At 69.2% G+C, this 15,824-nt stretch carries 10 protein-coding genes and 1 pseudogene; 5 read left to right on the top strand and 6 right to left on the bottom strand.

Annotated elements, in window-relative coordinates:
- Positions 1–199: 199 nt before the first annotated feature.
- From ACWEFL_RS35465 to ACWEFL_RS35455, 3 genes and pseudogenes are all read left to right on the top strand, one after another.
- Positions 200–763: pseudogene (locus ACWEFL_RS35465) on the top strand (alpha/beta hydrolase); the annotation flags it as partial.
- Between the two features lie 549 nt (positions 764–1,312).
- The gene (locus ACWEFL_RS35460) at positions 1,313–3,136 is read left to right on the top strand and encodes an ATP-dependent nuclease (RefSeq protein ID WP_451721110.1); all 1,824 of its coding nucleotides are present in this window, start codon (positions 1,313–1,315) and stop codon (positions 3,134–3,136) included.
- Between the two features lie 1,525 nt (positions 3,137–4,661).
- Entirely contained in the window at positions 4,662–7,076 is a 2,415-nt protein-coding gene (locus ACWEFL_RS35455; RefSeq protein WP_451721108.1) for a Helicase associated domain protein, read from the top strand.
- A gap of 43 nt (positions 7,077–7,119) precedes the next feature.
- On the opposite strand, the gene ACWEFL_RS35450 is transcribed toward ACWEFL_RS35455, so the two are convergent.
- The 6 genes from ACWEFL_RS35450 to ACWEFL_RS35425 all read right to left on the bottom strand — a co-directional run bounded on the left by ACWEFL_RS35450 (position 7,120) and on the right by ACWEFL_RS35425 (position 14,720).
- Entirely contained in the window at positions 7,120–7,467 is a 348-nt protein-coding gene (locus ACWEFL_RS35450; RefSeq protein ID WP_451721106.1) for a hypothetical protein, read from the bottom strand.
- Positions 7,468–7,588: 121 nt separating this feature from the next.
- On the bottom strand, positions 7,589–9,049 hold the full coding sequence (locus ACWEFL_RS35445) for a Wadjet anti-phage system protein JetD domain-containing protein (protein WP_451721104.1): 1,461 nt from the start codon (positions 9,047–9,049) through the stop codon (positions 7,589–7,591).
- A gap of 1 nt (position 9,050) precedes the next feature.
- Positions 9,051–12,233, bottom strand: a complete 3,183-nt coding sequence (locus ACWEFL_RS35440; RefSeq protein WP_451721102.1) for a hypothetical protein — start codon at positions 12,231–12,233, stop codon at positions 9,051–9,053.
- Positions 12,230–12,856 carry a hypothetical protein gene (locus ACWEFL_RS35435; protein WP_451721100.1) on the bottom strand — a complete coding sequence of 209 codons (627 nt, stop codon included), beginning with the start codon at positions 12,854–12,856 and terminating at the stop codon, positions 12,230–12,232. Before ACWEFL_RS35435 ends, ACWEFL_RS35440 begins: the two co-directional genes overlap by 4 nt.
- Positions 12,857–12,858: 2 nt before the next feature.
- Complete coding sequence (locus ACWEFL_RS35430) at positions 12,859–13,428, bottom strand: hypothetical protein (protein WP_451721098.1); 570 nt, start codon at positions 13,426–13,428, stop codon at positions 12,859–12,861.
- The gene (locus tag ACWEFL_RS35425) at positions 13,425–14,720 is read right to left on the bottom strand and encodes a hypothetical protein (protein ID WP_451721096.1); all 1,296 of its coding nucleotides are present in this window, start codon (positions 14,718–14,720) and stop codon (positions 13,425–13,427) included. The genes ACWEFL_RS35430 and ACWEFL_RS35425 overlap by 4 nt, the downstream gene beginning before the upstream one ends.
- 276 nt (positions 14,721–14,996) lie before the next feature.
- Between ACWEFL_RS35425 and ACWEFL_RS35420 the strand changes: the two genes are divergently transcribed.
- Positions 14,997–15,209, top strand: a complete 213-nt coding sequence (locus tag ACWEFL_RS35420; RefSeq protein WP_451721112.1) for a DEAD/DEAH box helicase family protein — start codon at positions 14,997–14,999, stop codon at positions 15,207–15,209.
- Positions 15,210–15,305: 96 nt separating this feature from the next.
- The gene (locus ACWEFL_RS35415; protein ID WP_451721094.1) at positions 15,306–15,788 is read left to right on the top strand and encodes a DEAD/DEAH box helicase family protein; all 483 of its coding nucleotides are present in this window, start codon (positions 15,306–15,308) and stop codon (positions 15,786–15,788) included.
- The last annotated feature ends 36 nt before the right edge of the window (positions 15,789–15,824 follow it).

Below are 15,824 nucleotides of genomic sequence, written 5' to 3'. Positions count from 1 at the left end.
GTGGTGCGCGCCCTGGCCGAGGAGCCCCGCCCGCCGGGTGCCCGGCAGTTGGGCGGTTCCGCCTACTGGCGGCTCTCCGTCGGCGACTGGCGCATTGTACCAGCCAGAAGGCGACACCATCACCGTGATCGTCCTGAAGGTCGGCCGTATCGCCTGACAGCACACCCGATTGCAGTCGGGGCGCTCCCCGCGAGTCACGCTGGTGACCCGGGCCCGGCAGAGCGCGGCGTTCGGCTACGCGGTGGCCGCCATCGATGCCGCCGGGTGCGGTGACCGGCCTCGTCCCGCCGCCGACGAGCAGGCTCGCGCCGAACTCGGCCGGGCGATGCGGGCCGGGGAGCCGGTCGATGAGATCTTCGAGTCCGTCGTCGGCCCGCTGGTCGAGAAGGCGGTCCCGGACTGGCGGACCACGCTGGACGCGCTCCTCGCGCTGCCCGGGATCGGCGGTCCGGTCGGGTACTCGGGGTGGGCCGCCGTCGGCATCCGCCTCGCGGTGGTCGAGCCGCGCATCGAGGCCGCCGGTTTCTTCGCCGGGGGTTACGTGCTCCGCGCCCAGCATGAGGAGGCCCGGCAGGTCACCGTTCCGCTGCTGTTCCTGTTGCAGTGGGGCGACGAGGGGAATCCCCGGCAGCGGGCTCTGGACCTGTTCGACGCCTTCGGCAGCAAGGAGAAGACGCTGCACGCCAATCCGGGCGGACACACGGGCACCCCGTGGTTCGAGGTGGAGGACGGGGGCCGGTTCTACGACCGGCACCTGAAGTGAGGCCGGACGGTCAGGCCGACGGCGGACGGTAGGCAGTGCCGGCCAGGTGCCGCTCATCGAGGACGGGGCCCGGCCTCCTCGATGAGCGGTGGCCGCCAGGAGACGCGCAACCGCCCCGATCGCGACGGAACCGGCCAACTGATGAGGATCTCTGAATTCGACCAGGCGTACTCGTCGCCCCGATCGGTCCGGCGTTCAACGACGTGGGGAGTTTCCGCGAGCGTCGCGCACATCGAGACGGTGGAGACCAGGACATCCATTGGGTCGCCGGGAAGATCGGCATGGTCCCCGCAGCGACCAGCGCGCACTGTGGTCCAAGAGAGCCTGTTTGAGCTTGATCGTTCCGCCACCAGCCAGATACGGAGCAGCCCGAGAACTCGTCCGTGGCGAACCATCGAACCGTCAACTGGTCGAAAGTGCCCGACTGTTGCATGTGACGCTCTAATATGACGTTCTGCGCCGAGGCCTCATGCATCACCTAGGCGTTCGCGCTACCCGCACGACACGCCCCGTCCCGCAGAGAACGGGGAGATACGGAGCAACCCGACTGTGCAGCTCACCCGCTTCTCCGTCCGTGGCTTCCGCTCGCTGGCCCATGTCGAGGACATCCCGGTCAGCAGTCCCACGATCCTGGCGGGACGCAACGACGGCGGTAAAAGCGCGGTCCTGACCGCTCTGGCCTTCCTCCTCGGCAAGCATCGGCTGACCGACGAAGACCGCACCTACGAGCAGAGCGAGGGGACGAAGGGGCGTCGCTGCGCCGAGACGTGGGCGGAAGGCGACTTCCGGCTCGACCCCGTCGAGCAGGCCGAGCACAGCCTGTCCGAGACGGTGCGTATCCGCCGTATCTCCCCTCTCAACCAGCCGGCTTCGCTGGAGTACCTCGGCCATCAGCCGGCCGACAGCCGTCTGCGTTTTCTGGACCAGATGCTCAAGGACCCTCTCGGAGAGCTGATCGCCGAGTACGGGCTCAGTCCGGCAGGCACGCGCAAGGACGACTTCCTGGCCGCGCTGAAGGAGTATGCGGTCCAGGGGCCGACAGCGGAGGGCTGGCTCCCGCTGCCGAAGAGTCTGGAAGCCCGCCTTCCGCGGCTGCTGCCCTTCGGCGGCAAGGACGAGCACCCCAACGATGCGGTGCGCACCGCACTGAGCGGCTGCTACGAGGCGCACCTGGAGGACGAGAACCTGCAGGGCAAGGTCCGGGAGATCGAAGCGGAGATCACTCAGCGGCTTGAGAAGGAAGCCGACTCTCTGTGCCAGCACATCCGGCGGCACTGCAGCGAGTTCGTTGGGGTGGAGGTCAAGCCCGAAGTCTCGTTCAAGGGCGGATTCAAGCGTGCACCGCTGGAGGTCTCGAAAGCCGACGGCGAACCGGTCGACCTGTCGCGCTCAGGGCAGGGCAGCAATCGCCGTATCGCGCTCGCGGTGTGGGAGTGGACCAGCAACCTGCTCGAGAACGCCGAATTGGCCAGCGACGGCGAGCTGGCGGAACAGGAGCCGACGCAGACCATCGTCATCTACGACGAGCCCGACACCCATCTCGACTACCGCCACCAGCGCACGGTGATGGAGATCATCCGCAAGCAGTGCTCCCTGCCACATGTCGCCGTCGTGGTCGCCACCCACTCGATGAACCTCATCGACGGCGTCGATATCGCCGACGTCGTCCATCTCCAGCTCGGCCCCACCGGCCGCACACAGATCGAGCGGCTCAAGGACGACACCCACAACGGCATCGACCTCCATCTCGGCCAGGTCGCGGCCGCAGTGGGCCTGAGGAACTCGGTGCTGCTGCACGAGCGGTGCTTCCTGGCGGTGGAGGGCCCCACCGAGCAGCAGTGCGTGCCCCTGCTGTTCCGGCTCGCCCAGGGCCTGTCCCTGCAGGCGGCAGGAATCGCTCTGTGGGCGTGCGGAAACAATGAGGGAGCCCTCCACCTGGCCGGCTATCTCGTCAAACATGGCCGCACGGTCCACCTCATGGTCGACGCCGACAGCCGGACCAACAAGCAGTTCAAAGAGGACCGGCTCATCAAGATCGGCCTCGACCCCCGGACCCAGATCTCCTACGTAGGCGAGGCCGAGAACTACAACGAGCTCGAAGAACTCTTCGATGATGACCTGTGGGCCCAGACCGCCAATACCCATTGGCCGCGCCCCCAGGGAGAGACGTGGAGTGCCCAGGACTTCGCGGCCCACCGCGACGGCAAGTTCAGCTCCGGCATTCTGACCATGATCAAGGAGCGGGCCGGCGAGACCAGCCCGAACGGCAAAGCCGACATGCTGTACGGCTTGGTGTCCCTGCTGAAGAACAAGGACGAGGTTCCTTCCCAGCTCCGCAAGGTTTTCAGCGAGATCCAGGCATTGGCTGCCTGACGCTCTTGCGCGCACGCCGTGTGAGCATGCGCTCCTTGCGTTGCTGGAGCGTCGGTGCTGCCCAGGCATGCCAGCCAGCCTCGGGAATGTACTGTCGGCCGTGACCTCGCGCTTCGATTCCGCACCAGCGGCACCCGCCCGGTGCAACGGTCTTCTCTGCGCCTGCAGAGCGAGATTGCGACACCACATCCTCCCTTCCCCCACTGCCTATCTTGCCCCCTGGCACTGACATTGACTCGGTGACGCAGGAGGGCTGCAAGCGCACCAGACTGGCGGCCGTGTGCGTGCCGGGGGACCGCACAAGACCGGTGACCAAGCCCCACAAGCACGCCCCCTTCCCTGTCCGCAGCGGTCCGCCCGAGGGCCGACACTGCACACTTTTGGACCTGCTGGTCCATTTTTGTCGTCCTACGGTTGCCGGTTTCCGGCGGGAGACCCGGTCCGCCGTACTCCGAAGCGAGAGGGGGTAGGTGCCCCATGCGCGCGATCTCCGTGGAGCAGTACGGAGGCACGGTGATTGGCCTGGTCTCCCGCGCGGAGAAAATTCCGGTAGCGCGGGAGGCCCGGGCTGGCCACGTACCGGTCTCCAGCGGGGGCGGTTCCGAGGACCGCAGCGGACACCTGCGGCTCTTCGGTTGCCTGCTCTGTTCCGCTGCGGTGCGCCGCAGATCCAGCAGCTTCTGCGAGGCCAAGCCCAGGAGCGGGCCAGCGCGGCGACAGTTTCCGCCGACGGCACCCGCCCGCCGTCCCGAAACGCCTCCCACACAGTCGTCCGGCCCAGCCCCGTTCGCGCAGCGATCTGCATTTTGCTCAGCCGCTTATGCGCCAGCGCATCGGACAGCAGCCGTCGCAGTTCGGCAAGCGCAGTGCCGCTCGGTGTCTGGTCGTCACTCACGCGCTCTGCTCCCTGGCGCTGTCCCGGATGCCTATTGTCCCCGTTCCGGACCTGGGAGGCCGGATTCCGCAGTAGTCTCCCGGGCAGGCCCGGGCGCTGCCGTCTTCATTTCAGGACCGTGGTGAGCGCGGCGGTGACAGCGGCAGCGAGAGTGAGAATGCCAGCGAACGCGACGGCGGCACGGGCGAGGGCGGCAGGATAGGTGGCGCCGTCGAGCCGTGCGAGTTTTCCCGCCCCAGCGGCGGCCAGGACAGCCAGGACAACTACCAGGCGGTGACGAAGAGGAAGGAGACGGTACCGGTCACGACGACTACCCCGCGGCCACACAAGCTGTCAGCCTCGTTCCCACGACCACTCCATACCCGATGCATTCGCTTTGACACGCCGACCCAGACCATTGCGACCGGTGGTCACCTGACACAACGGCCGAGGCAAGCCCGCAATCTGAAGTACATGGTGGCGGCCGCCTGAAGCGTTCCGTCAGCCTTCAGAGCTTCTACCGGCTGACCCCCGATTCCGCCAGCGCCCTGGTCGGCAGTGCCCGCGAACGGTCGCGGCGCACAGCCGAACACATCGCCAACCGGACCGATCGCGCCTTCCGGCCGGGGCCGGTAGGCGATGATGTCGGGCATGGTCACACCGGTCGAGCAGCCCGCCTCCCGCCACACCGGCCGTCCCACGCTGCGCCCGGACCAGGACCGGGGCTTGCGAGCTGCGGTGCGGCATCTGCGGCGCCCGCATACCCGGGCCCTGTACGTGGCCGCGACCGGGACGGGTAAGACGCTGGTGTCGATCCGGGCCGCAGACGAGCTCGGTGCCCGCCTGACCCTGGTCGTGGTGCCAACTCTGGATCTGGCCGCGCAGACCGCGCTCGCCTGGCGCCGTGACGGCCACCACGAGCACATGGTGATCGTCTCGTCGATGGACACCGCCGCCCAAGACGCGCTGGCCGCCCGCCGGGTCGGTTCCACCAGCAGCCCTCAGGCGCTGGCCGCGCTCATGTCGGTCGTAGGAGAAAGGGAAGACCAACTTCCGGCACTGACGGTGATCTCCACCTACGACTCACTCGACAAGATCGAGGCGACGCAGCACACCCGATACACCGTGCCCCCCTTCGACCTGGCGATCATGGACGAGGCCCACCGCATCGCCGGCCGAGCGGACAAGAAGTGGGCCGTGATCAACGACGCTGCACGGATCCACGCGGAGCGCCGCCTCTACATGACCGCCACCCCTCGCAGCTTCGCAGCCCCCGACCTGGCGGACTCCGCGAACACCGCCCGCCGCCAGCCGCGCCCCGTACCCGAGGCTGCTGTGGATGCGGCGGCGAACAGCATGGACAACGAGGCCGTGTACGGGAAGAAGGTCTTCGAGTACCCCCTGGCGCAGGCCATCGTCGACGGCGTGGCAGCGGATTACCGCATCGTGGTCCCCACCGTCACCGACACCGAGCTCCGCGCCCGGCTCAACCTTCCCGCCCCTGGCACAACCACAGGCTCGGACTCGAAACCCGAGGATGCGCTGCGTACCACCGCACTCCACCTTGCCGTCCTGAACGCCATAGCCAAGCACTCGATGCGCCGGGTCCTGGTCTTCTTCCACTTGGTCGAGGACTCCGTCCGCTTCACCCGCGAACTGCCCCACACCCTGCGCCGTCTCCGCACAGCCGACCTCGACTGTTTCCCCGGCCTCGACCCCGACGTCTTCCACGTCCACGGCGACCACACCCCCGACCAGCGCACCGACATCTTCACCCGCTTCGCCGCCTCACCCTGCGCGATCCTCACCAACGCCAAAGTGATCGCCGAAGGCATCGACATCCCCAGCGTCGACGCCGTCGTCTTCGCCGACCCCACCAGCAGCATCACCCGCTGCGTCCAAGGACTCGGCCGCGCCCTGCGCCTGGACGTCTCCGGCAAGACCGCCAGCCTCATTGTCCCCGTCTACATCCCGCCCGGCGACGACCCCGAGAACATCCTCGGCACCCCCTATGAACCCGTCTGGGCCATCACCACCGCCCTCGCCGGCCACGACCACCGCATCCTCGAACGCCTCCCCAGCAAAACCAACCGCCTCACCACCGAGACCAGCCGCCTCATCCAGCACCGCTGGCACTTCGACTACACCCTCCACCCCGAACGCATCGCCCGCGCCATGGACCTCATCGCGTTCAACCCCCGCGGCCCGCTGACCCGCACCCGACGTGAAGGCTTCGCCTCCGCCCAGGCGTTCCACGACGCCCACAACCACCTCGACGTCCCTGCCGACCACATTGACCCGGCAGGCTTCGAACTCGGCCGCTTCATCACCTCAATGCGCGACGCCGCGACGGCCGGCCGCCTCGAACCCGAGTGGACCGCCGAACTCGACGCGCTGGGCATGATCTGGGACAAACACCAGGCCGCCTGGCGCGCCCGCCTCACCACGGCCGCCGAGTACCACCAGGTACACGGCCACCTTGCCGCACCTGCCACCACCACCCTCGGCGCCTGGCTCGCCGAACAACGCCACCACGCCGCGCACGGCCGCCTCGACCCCGCCCGCGCCGTCGACCTCTCCGCCATCGCCCCCGACTGGCAGCTGCCCTACGGCCCGGACTGGCACCGCAAATACCACCTGCTGCGCCGCCATCTCGAAACTGGTCAGCCCCTCACCCCTGACACCACCGTCGGCAGGACGAACCTCGGTAGTTGGGCCGCCCGCCAGCTCACCGACTGGAAGAACCTGGTCCCGGGCCAGCACCGTCTCCTCACCGCCCTCGGCCTTACCCCCGCCTCCAGCCCTCTCACCCCCCGTCCCGCTACCCGACGGACCTTTGCCCAGACCGTTCAGATCCTCGAACACTTCCTCCACCGCGAACGCCGCGCCCCCGCCGCCCGCGAGACGATCACCGTCGACGGCGACACCGTCAAGATCGGCCCCTGGTTCGCCAAAACCCGCACCAAGATGCGCACGGGTGCGCTCGGCGCCGAACAGGCACGCCTCGTTGCCGCCCTCTTCGAAGGCGAATGGACCGATGAGAACCCTGTTCCGGCCTTCACCTGACCAGGCTCTGGACAAGCCCGCGCCGACGACGAGGAAGGAGCGGTTACGGCGCACGTTCCTCATCGTCGGCCTGTTCGAGGCCTTGGTTCAGCGCACGCAGCAGGGCGTGTGCGAGGAGGATTGCCAGCAGAACGAACTCCGGACGGTAGGTGTCGGGCGAGGCCTCGTGTGCTCCGAGGTGGGGGTTGAAGGTGTCCTGCGTGGCTCCGGGCCCGAAGGCATTCTGCATGCCCGCCAGCACCAGGTAGTGCTTGAACTGCAGCAGTGTGAGCTCGCTCCAGCCGTCCGAGTCGTCCAGGGCACGGCCGATGGTGCCGTGGTGCCCGGCCCTCGGCGGGTAGACCACCTGGGGGAAGGAACGCCGGATCCAGGCGTTGCCGTGTCTCTTCATCGCGGTCTCGAGGACGTTGCCCGCCAGGGCCTGGGCACCCTCGCTGAAGCTGGCCCGCGCGGTGCCAGTGGCAGCACTCGGGATGGTGACTGAGGTTCCCCCGTTGTTCGGGAGGGGCTGATCAGGCGGTGCCGTCGGTACTGGGCGGCCGGACGTCCGGCGCGGGTCCATCAGCGATCTGGTTCAGTGTGCGCGCCAGGGTGGGCAGGACTTCGTGGTAGAGCGTTTCGTGTTCGCAACCGTCGCCGCCGTTTGCGGCGATTGTGGAGGCCAGGGCGCGCAGGGAGAGCGGTCCGCTGGCGGCGAGCCGCTCGGCGAGTTTGCGGTTCGCCTCCCTTTTTTCGGGTTTCTGGCGGTACTTCGTTCCCTGCCGGTACAGGGCGACGTCCATGCCGACGGGGGTGATGGGCCGGCCGATGCGTTCGGTGAGGTTGGCGATGATCTGGATGCCGTGGGCGTCCAGGTCCTGCCAGGCGGCCACCGGCAGCGGCGCAGTGGCCTTGAGGAATGCGGCCAGGCCGTGCGTGGCGTAGCCGGCGCCCCACACGCACAGCCACTGGTCTGCGACATCGGGGAGTTTGCACACCTGCGCGAAGGCGTCCTCGTTCTCGACCAGGAGCACGCCCACCGCCGAGCAGTCGATTAGCCCGAGGCTGCGCAGGCCGCCTGCGGGCAGGCCCAGCCAGGGGCGGCAGGCTGCGGCGTCGGCGATGACGGTATCGACGCGCCAGCGCAGGGGCCCGCGCATGCGCAGCTCGGTGTCGGTCTCTTCCACCGCCTGGTCGAAGGGGCGGCCGATGAGGTTGGCGAACGCCTGCCGGCGAGCCGGTGTCCACGTGTACTTGCTGTCGCGCATGCTCTTTCCTGCTAGGACCTTGGCGGTCATCGGCTGCGGGTGGGACTGGGCGGCCCACCACACCGCAGCGGACCTGACGGCCACCTCGTACACCCGCCAGTCCTCGGTTCCGGTGGTGCTGCCCGCGGGGACCTGCAGGGTGCGGGCCGGGGCGGTGGCGGCCAGCAGGGCGTGTTCGCTCGCCAGCTGGGGGATGCCTGCCATGGCCTGCAGGAGTTCGGCGTGCAGCCGTGAGGGGTCGGGGTGGCCCCGCAGCTGGGCGAGCTTGTCCTCCCTCAGCGACGCCCAGGACGGGGTCAGCCGCCAGGAGTCGGGGGCGAATCCGGTGGTCTGCACGACCTTGCAGCGCAGGATGACGGCGCCGCAGCGGATGAGCGACACGGTCGTGCGCCATGCCTGCTCCTGGCCGAAGTCGGCCTCGACGGTGGCCCACCGCTTGCGGGTCCGGGTGGTCAGGACCTTGACCAGGTCGCGGTCGGCCAGGCCGGCCGGCGGGTCGTAGGCGGGAACCGGGTCGGAGGCAACGAGGTCGACGACGGCGGGGTTGACGCGCCGTTTGCGGTCCACGGGCACGCGGGTGAGGACCTCGTCGGCGTCTTTTCGGGTGCGGGGCACGGTGACGGCGATGATTCCGGAGGGAAGTCCGTGCAGCGGCACTTCCCGCCGGCCGTGGGCTTCTCCGACCAGCAGGGCGGGGCGGGGGAGGGGCGCGGTGGGCTCAGGCATGTCAGGCACGGGAGCGCCCTGCGGTGATCCAGTCGGCAGTCAGTTCCACGCGCTGGCCGTCGGAGTCGTGTCCCCAGGTACGGGTGGGCTGGTTGTAGGCGTCGGAGGAGGAGGCGTGGACGAACCACAGCAGTTCGTCGCACACGTCGGCGGCATCCACCAGCACACTGTCCTGGCAGGTGCCCAGGATGGTCAGGTGCTGGCGGCGCGCCACGTCCCGCAGCGCGGCGAGCATGTCCTTGCGGTTGACCTCGCCCAGGCTGTTGCCGAGCTCGTCCAGGATCAACACCCGGCCCCTGGTCTCGGCGTCGGCCAGCACCGCGGCCAGGACCAGCTGGATGGCATGCACCTTCACCTGGGCGCCGTTGGCGTTCTCCCGGTAGTGCACGAAGGCACCGCGCGGGGAGCGTTTCCAGCGCGGTGTCACCTGCCACCGCCAGGGCCTGGCGCCCTCGGGCCGCACGCTGGTGTATTCCAGGCGCGCACCGTCACCGCCCCGCTGCCGGTCCAACGCGTTGAAGGCGTCGCTGATCTGCGCGAACAAGCCTTCGACGTGATGTTCGATCATGTCCTGCAGAGCCTGGAGAGTGTGCCCTCTGCGCTCCGCCGCATTGGTGAGCTTGGCCAAAGCCTCCTCGCGCAAGGAGCGGCCGGAGGTGATCCGGGCGGCTTCGACGGCGTCCTTGTCGGAGTGGCCGTTCAGCCGGGTCTGCAAGGGAGCGGCCACCTCGTCGAAGCCTGTGCGCGGCAGCGCGGACGCCTCCTCCTCCGCGAAGGCGGCCCGCAGGCGTTGCGCCAGTAGCAGGTCCTTGTCAACACCGGCCACAGCGCTGGCCGGCAGGCCATAGTGCTCGTACGCGTTCCGCAGATGATCCTCGACGTTACGCCGCAGTCGGCCGGGCCGGGGCACCGGTGTGCCGGGGGTGGCGGCTTCCAGGAGTTTTGCTGCCTCCTCGGCGGTGGCGCCCCACAGATGCTGCCACTGCGGGCAGGAGATCTCGGCACGGGCTCTGACCAGCGCTGTGTGCTCCTTGGCCTGCTCCTTGTATGTCTTGGTTGCCGCGTCCCGGGTGAGTTTCGCGGTCGTCACCGCCTGGTCGTGGGCCGTCAGTGCGTTCTGGGCCTGTTCCCACGCGTCGTGCAGCCCCTCCTCTGTGCCCCGGGCGGCGGTGGCTTTGTCGTCGGCCTCGGCGATCGCTTCGTCCAAGGCGGAAGCCTGCTTTTCCAGGGCGGCCAGATCCCGCGCCGCCACGGCCGCCTTGTGCTCGATCTCGGCGACCTCGAATTCGGACTCAGCTGTGGTCAGGCCCTCAGTCGCCGTAGACACCTCGTCCTCGCAGTGGCGGCGGTGCGCGACGGCTTGGGCCACGCGGGCGTCCCGTCCGGCGATCGGAGCCTGGAAGCCGCCGACGACCGCCAGCGACAGTCCTGCGTCGTAGGCCGCGGGCGGGTCGTCCAGAGCCGTCGTGCGCTCCTGCAAGGTGCCGAAGAACCCGGCCAGCGCCCTGCCGCTGTGCACCCCCTGGGGCAGGGCACCCCCGGCGCTGCCCGTCCCGTCGGCGGGGTCAGCGGCGATGACCTGGGCACCGGGCAGGCCGCGCAGAATCTCCCGGGCGCGTTCTGCCTCCCCGCACCGCACCACCACGGCGTCGCGCCAGGGCCACAGGCGCGCCTCCCACTGCGCACGGGCCGATTCCTCCAGATGCAGCTGGTCCATCAGCCCGGCGGCGCTGATGCCGTGGCCGTCGAGGATGTCCAAGGCATGGCCCGCGGCCCCGCTGCGTCCCTGCCGGGCTGTTTTCTCCAGCCGCTGTGCCTGGGATAGGGCGCTGTCTGCGTTGGCCTTCTGCTGCCGCGCCGCATACAGCACGTCTCTGGCGGCTTCCAGCGCGCTGCGGGAATCAGCGACCGGCGTTCCCCGCCATACGCCGGCGCTCGGCCGAAGGGGGGCCATGCTCTGACGGATGACGTCGCGCCGGGTAGCCGCCGATGTCCGTTGTGCGGCGGCCTGCTCGGCGACCTGCTTGGCGTCCACCCACTTCTGGCGGGCGGCGGCCGCTGCTGCGGCCAGTCCGGTGGCCGCCGTCAGCTCGCGCAGTTTCTCCTCGGCACTGTCGACCAGTTCCTGCGCCTGCACTACCTGCTGCTCTTTGTCCTCCAGGTCCGCTGCCAGTTTCCGGTCGGCCTGGGCTGCCTGCAGGTAGCATGCAGCCAGATAGCGCCGCCACGCATGACGTCCTTCCTCCAGCGCGGTGCGGGCAGTAGCACGTGCCCGCACGCCCTCCAGCACTGTCTCTTCGTCCGCCAGGGCCAGTGCGTGCTCGTCGCGCGCCTTCTCCAGCTGCGCAGCGTACTCCAGGGCCTTGCCGCGGCGGGCAGCCTCCTGCTCCAGCAGATGAGACATACCGGACAGGGCGATCAGGGCCTCTCCGATGTCGTGCGGTTCCATCGCGGTCATCTGCTGGCTCAGCAGCGAGGGCACCGCCGGGCGCAGCGGCGTGTCGAGGTAGGTCAGGCACCGCGGTACGTTGCCGTAGAGGGCGTCGGCCATGCGGTGTGCCGACAGCCGGCTCGCACTGCCCAGCTCCTGCCACAGAGTGTCTGCCTGCGCCGCCCGCTCGGCATCGGTGGCGGCATCGGCCACGTGGATGCCTGCGGTCCAGTTGGCTTGGACGTACGGGGCGGACGCGGCGATGCGCACCCACACCGTCAGCGCCCCTTGCAGGGGGCCATCCCCAGCGATTGCGTCGCGCCCGCCGGATGTGTCGGGCCTGTCGTGTGCGAAGACGCCGACCACGTAGCCGTGCGAGGCGGCTGGAATCTGCTGGGCCCGGTCCACCCCGGCCGCGTCGGGCTTGAACAGGATTCCGCTGGCGTACAGCCCGTGGTTGGATTCCAACCGCCACTGGGGATCGGCCAGCAGCAGCGAGACCGCGATGAGGAACGAGGTCTTGCCCGAGCCGTTGGAGTCGTCCTTGGGGCCCATCCCGGACACGGCGACGAATGTCTCGGGCACAACCGGCACCGCGTGGGTGGTCAGTCGGGCGATATCGAACGTCTGGACCGCCACCAGATGACGGTCACCGACGATGCCGCGGTGCTCGACGAGTTCGGGCAGTCCCTCCTGCCCGTCCTCGTCCTCGTCCGGCTTTTCGGTGCCGCGCTCGTGCCAGGTGTCGTTCATCGTTTCTGTCCTTCCTGGCTGGCGGCGTGGGCCCGGCGCCGCCAGATCGACTCGGCCATGACTCCCTGCGGCTCGGCCAGCAGCACCAACTGCTCGAACAGGTCGGCCTGGGCCGCTGGCGTCAGCCGCAGCAACTGGCTGCCCAGCACGATCCCCGAACCGGTTGTCCGCACCAGGTCGGCTGCGGCGAGACGGCTCAGCGCGGCATCCACGACCCGGTCGGGGACCGTGGACTGCTTCAGCCGCTCCCTGCTCACCGGCACCCCCTGGGTCCACAGGGCATGCGGCAGTACGCTGCCGCCGGCGCGGGGGGCGGCGACGCTGAACAGCAGCACCAGGGTCAGCACGGCACGGTCTTCACGGGGCAGGACACCGACACCCTCATCGGCCAGCCGCGCTCTGACCGTGTCGTTGTAGCCGGACAGGAATCCCTCCCCCACACCGAGCAGCGTCCGGCCCGAAGCGGCGAGTACCTCCTCGACCACCCTGCGCAGCGGCACCTCCGCCAACGCCCGGAAACGCGCCGCGGGCACGGGCAGCCGCGCGGTCTCCACCGCACACACCGCTGCGCGCACCTCTGCACGGCGCTGCTCCGACAGCGCCTCCAGATACCGCACTTCCATGCCTAGCCCTCCTCCACTTGGCAGGGCAGCAGGTCGTAACCGCGCCGCAACTTATCGACATCCCGCTCGCTCCACGCAGCCACCACCGGCCCCAGTCGCACCATGCCGTCCCCGGCGTCGGCGGCCAGGTAGCCACACGCGCGCAGGACCCGCAGCGCGCTGCGATACGCCGATGTCTGGGCGATCAGTGCCATGCCCTCCCGCAGCAGACCGTCCCCCGGCGGAACGCAGGCCGCCAGCACGTCCTCCTCGGCCACCGCGCCCCCCGGATACAACGCCTGCTCGGGATCGAGCCAGCACAGACGCACAGCGGCTCCCAGCGTCAGCAATTGCGACGGCGCCGCCTCCCGGTGCGTCAGCGGATCGCCCACCACACCGCTGACCGGCTCCACGTCCGGCGCCCACCGCACCATGACCGCCGGGCCGTCGACCGCTTCCACATCGACAAGGCGCCGCTGCACATCATCGGCGGCCCGCCGCAGCACCGACAGCCCATCGGCCGCACCTGCTGCCGCCAGCGGCACGATCCGTACGGCCCGAGCCCGGGCCAGCAGATAGGCATCCTCGTTCATGCCGGACCCTCCTGCACGGCCGAAGAGTCTCCGCCCACGGCACCCGACACGTCCTGCGGCAGCCGGTACAAGGACAGCGGACTGGCATAGGTGACCGCCCCAGCCGGATCGACGAGGACCTCCTCGCCGATCTCCACGAAGAACGGCGTCGCCGGGTCCGCAGACGCCTGCAGCAGGTCCACCACCGTGGCAATCGCCGCACGCCATGGCAACGCCCCCAGCGTCGCCGTCAGGTCAGCCTCCTGCCCGCCCCTGACCAGCGAATTCATCGACGCCGAACGCCGCCGGCGCAGCAGCAAGGCCTTCTCCCGCGCCGCTTCCACCGGATCAGGGCCCGGCGGGAGCGGCGCCGGCCGCGCCGGCCGCCGCCGAGGGGCCGGCGGCCGCCGCTCCCCGGCGGCCACGAGCACCTGCGCTGCGGTGATCTCCACGCTGGCGGGATCAAACACCGTGGCAGCAAAGACCTCCGCCAGGGCGTCCACCGGCGCGCCCAAGGCCGCCGAAAGGTACTGTTCCGGCAGCAGCATGCTGAAGTCCCGCCGGGCGCACACCTGTTGCAGCAGCCTGTCGGAGAACTCATCCACGGCCGCCGAATAGCGAAGCGCCTCATCGATCAACCGGGTCCCCGACGCTCTCAGCCGTGGGAAGCGGCTGCTGACGGCTTTGACTAACTGCCTCGCATGGTCCAGCAAAGCGGCCTTGGACTGGTGGTGGTGGCGTTCACCCACCAACTCCTCGATGGGCTTGGACCGCACCAGCCGCAGCAGATGCGCGGTGGTGATGGACAGGTCACGCCGCACCCGCCGCAGCCGGTTGGCCAACTGCTCCTCACTCAGCAAGCCCTGTGCCAGACCGACCTGTGTACGGTCCAGCAGGGTCATGATCTCCTCGACCCCGCCGGCTTCCGCCAGCCGTTCGAAGACCAACAAGGCCGCACCGCTGGTCGGACTAAAGACGTAGCGCCCCTCGTAGGCTTTGCCCCGGGCCTGCTCCAGCATCCCCAGCCCCACAAAGACCCGGAACCGGGCATCGAACGCCTCGCCCGAGGCCACCGGAGCACACACTGCCGCGATCTCAGACCGGGTCAGCCCCCGATCGGAGGCAAGATCTCCGAACGCATCGTGAATTGCCTCAGCCAGCTGTAACGACACAGGATCGTCGGCGACCGCGCCTGCCGTCGATGCCACCGGCGCAACAAACGGCCGCACGAAGTCCAACCGGCCATCGCGAGCCCCAGCAGCGGCACCATCGAACAGATCACCCTGCTCGAAGCCGCTCTCCTGCGCAGACAAACTCCCCCCCCCAGAACTTGCCGGGTGCCCCCGCACCCTCTTCCTAGGGGACCGAACCTATCCGCCACAGGCGCCTTCTGCTGCCACATCGCCAATATCCCCGCATACGCAACGGATGGCGCAAACCCTCTGCTCGTCAGGCGCTGCAGCACACGGCCGAATGCCCCTGAAAATGGAGAGGCTGCGTGATGATGTCGGCCATGGTCACACCGGTCGAGTCTGCCGCCCTCGCTCAGATGGTCCTCCCGTGGTCCTCCCGTATTGTTCCTTGACCCGGTGGAGGCGGTCGAGCGGCTGGTGCGGCATCTGCATCGCCCGGGGAGCTGGGGACTGTTCGTGTCGGCGACGGGGACCGGCAAGACGCTGGTACCCATCGGGACGGCGGACGCCCTCGCCGCGCGGCTGGTGCTGTTCGTGGTGCCTACCCTGACCTGGCGGTGCAGACGGTGCTGGCCTGGCGCCGCGACGGCCACAGCGAGCACATGGTGATCGTCTCCTCCCTCGACGCGAGCGGCCACGACGACCTGGTCGCCGCCCGTGCCATGTCGACCATCGACCCGCACGCGCTGGGCGGCCTGATGTCGGGTGGGCCAGGGCGACGACCAGATCCCCGCGTTGACGGTGATCTGCACCTACGACGCCCTGAACAAGATCGAGGAAACCGAGAAGACCGGGTACGCTGTGCCGCCGTTCGACCTGGCGATCATGGACGAGGCACACCGGATCGCCAGCCGCACCGACAAAAAGTGGGCCGCCGTCAACGACGCCAAGCGGATCCACGCGGAGCGCCGCCTCTACATGACCGCCCCGCCTCTTCGCCCTCCGGACCTGGACGCGCGCAGATCGACGGTCCCGGCTGGCCATACAGCGCCGACCACCCAGGGCTTCACCACGTCCGCCAGTTCCTCCGAGAACCGGTCACCGCCACCGACTGCCAAGTGGGCGGCCCATTGCCGTACCGCACCTGCTGCCCAGTCCGCAATCTGGAGCTGGGGGTGGGAGGTGCTGTGGGACTGTAAATCATTCGGTGTAACTCCCGATCAAGGAAGATGCATCGATGACCAGTGAGAACGTGACCGAGGCCGAGTCCGTCGAGCCGGCTGA

The organism is Streptomyces sp. NPDC004838, assembly GCF_053600955.1.
The sequence above is the reverse complement of the archived record's forward strand: the minus strand, read 5'-3'. Positions and strand labels throughout refer to the sequence as shown.

Coding starts and splice junctions, on each gene's coding strand:
- ACWEFL_RS35455 (WP_451721108.1), top strand. CDS start 4,662: ATGGTCACACCGGTCGAGCAGCCCGCCTCCCGCCACACCGGCCGTCCC.
- ACWEFL_RS35450 (WP_451721106.1), bottom strand. CDS start 7,467: ATGAAGAGACACGGCAACGCCTGGATCCGGCGTTCCTTCCCCCAGGTG.
- ACWEFL_RS35445 (WP_451721104.1), bottom strand. CDS start 9,049: ATGCCTGAGCCCACCGCGCCCCTCCCCCGCCCCGCCCTGCTGGTCGGA.
- ACWEFL_RS35440 (WP_451721102.1), bottom strand. CDS start 12,233: ATGAACGACACCTGGCACGAGCGCGGCACCGAAAAGCCGGACGAGGAC.
- ACWEFL_RS35435 (WP_451721100.1), bottom strand. CDS start 12,856: ATGGAAGTGCGGTATCTGGAGGCGCTGTCGGAGCAGCGCCGTGCAGAG.
- ACWEFL_RS35430 (WP_451721098.1), bottom strand. CDS start 13,428: ATGAACGAGGATGCCTATCTGCTGGCCCGGGCTCGGGCCGTACGGATC.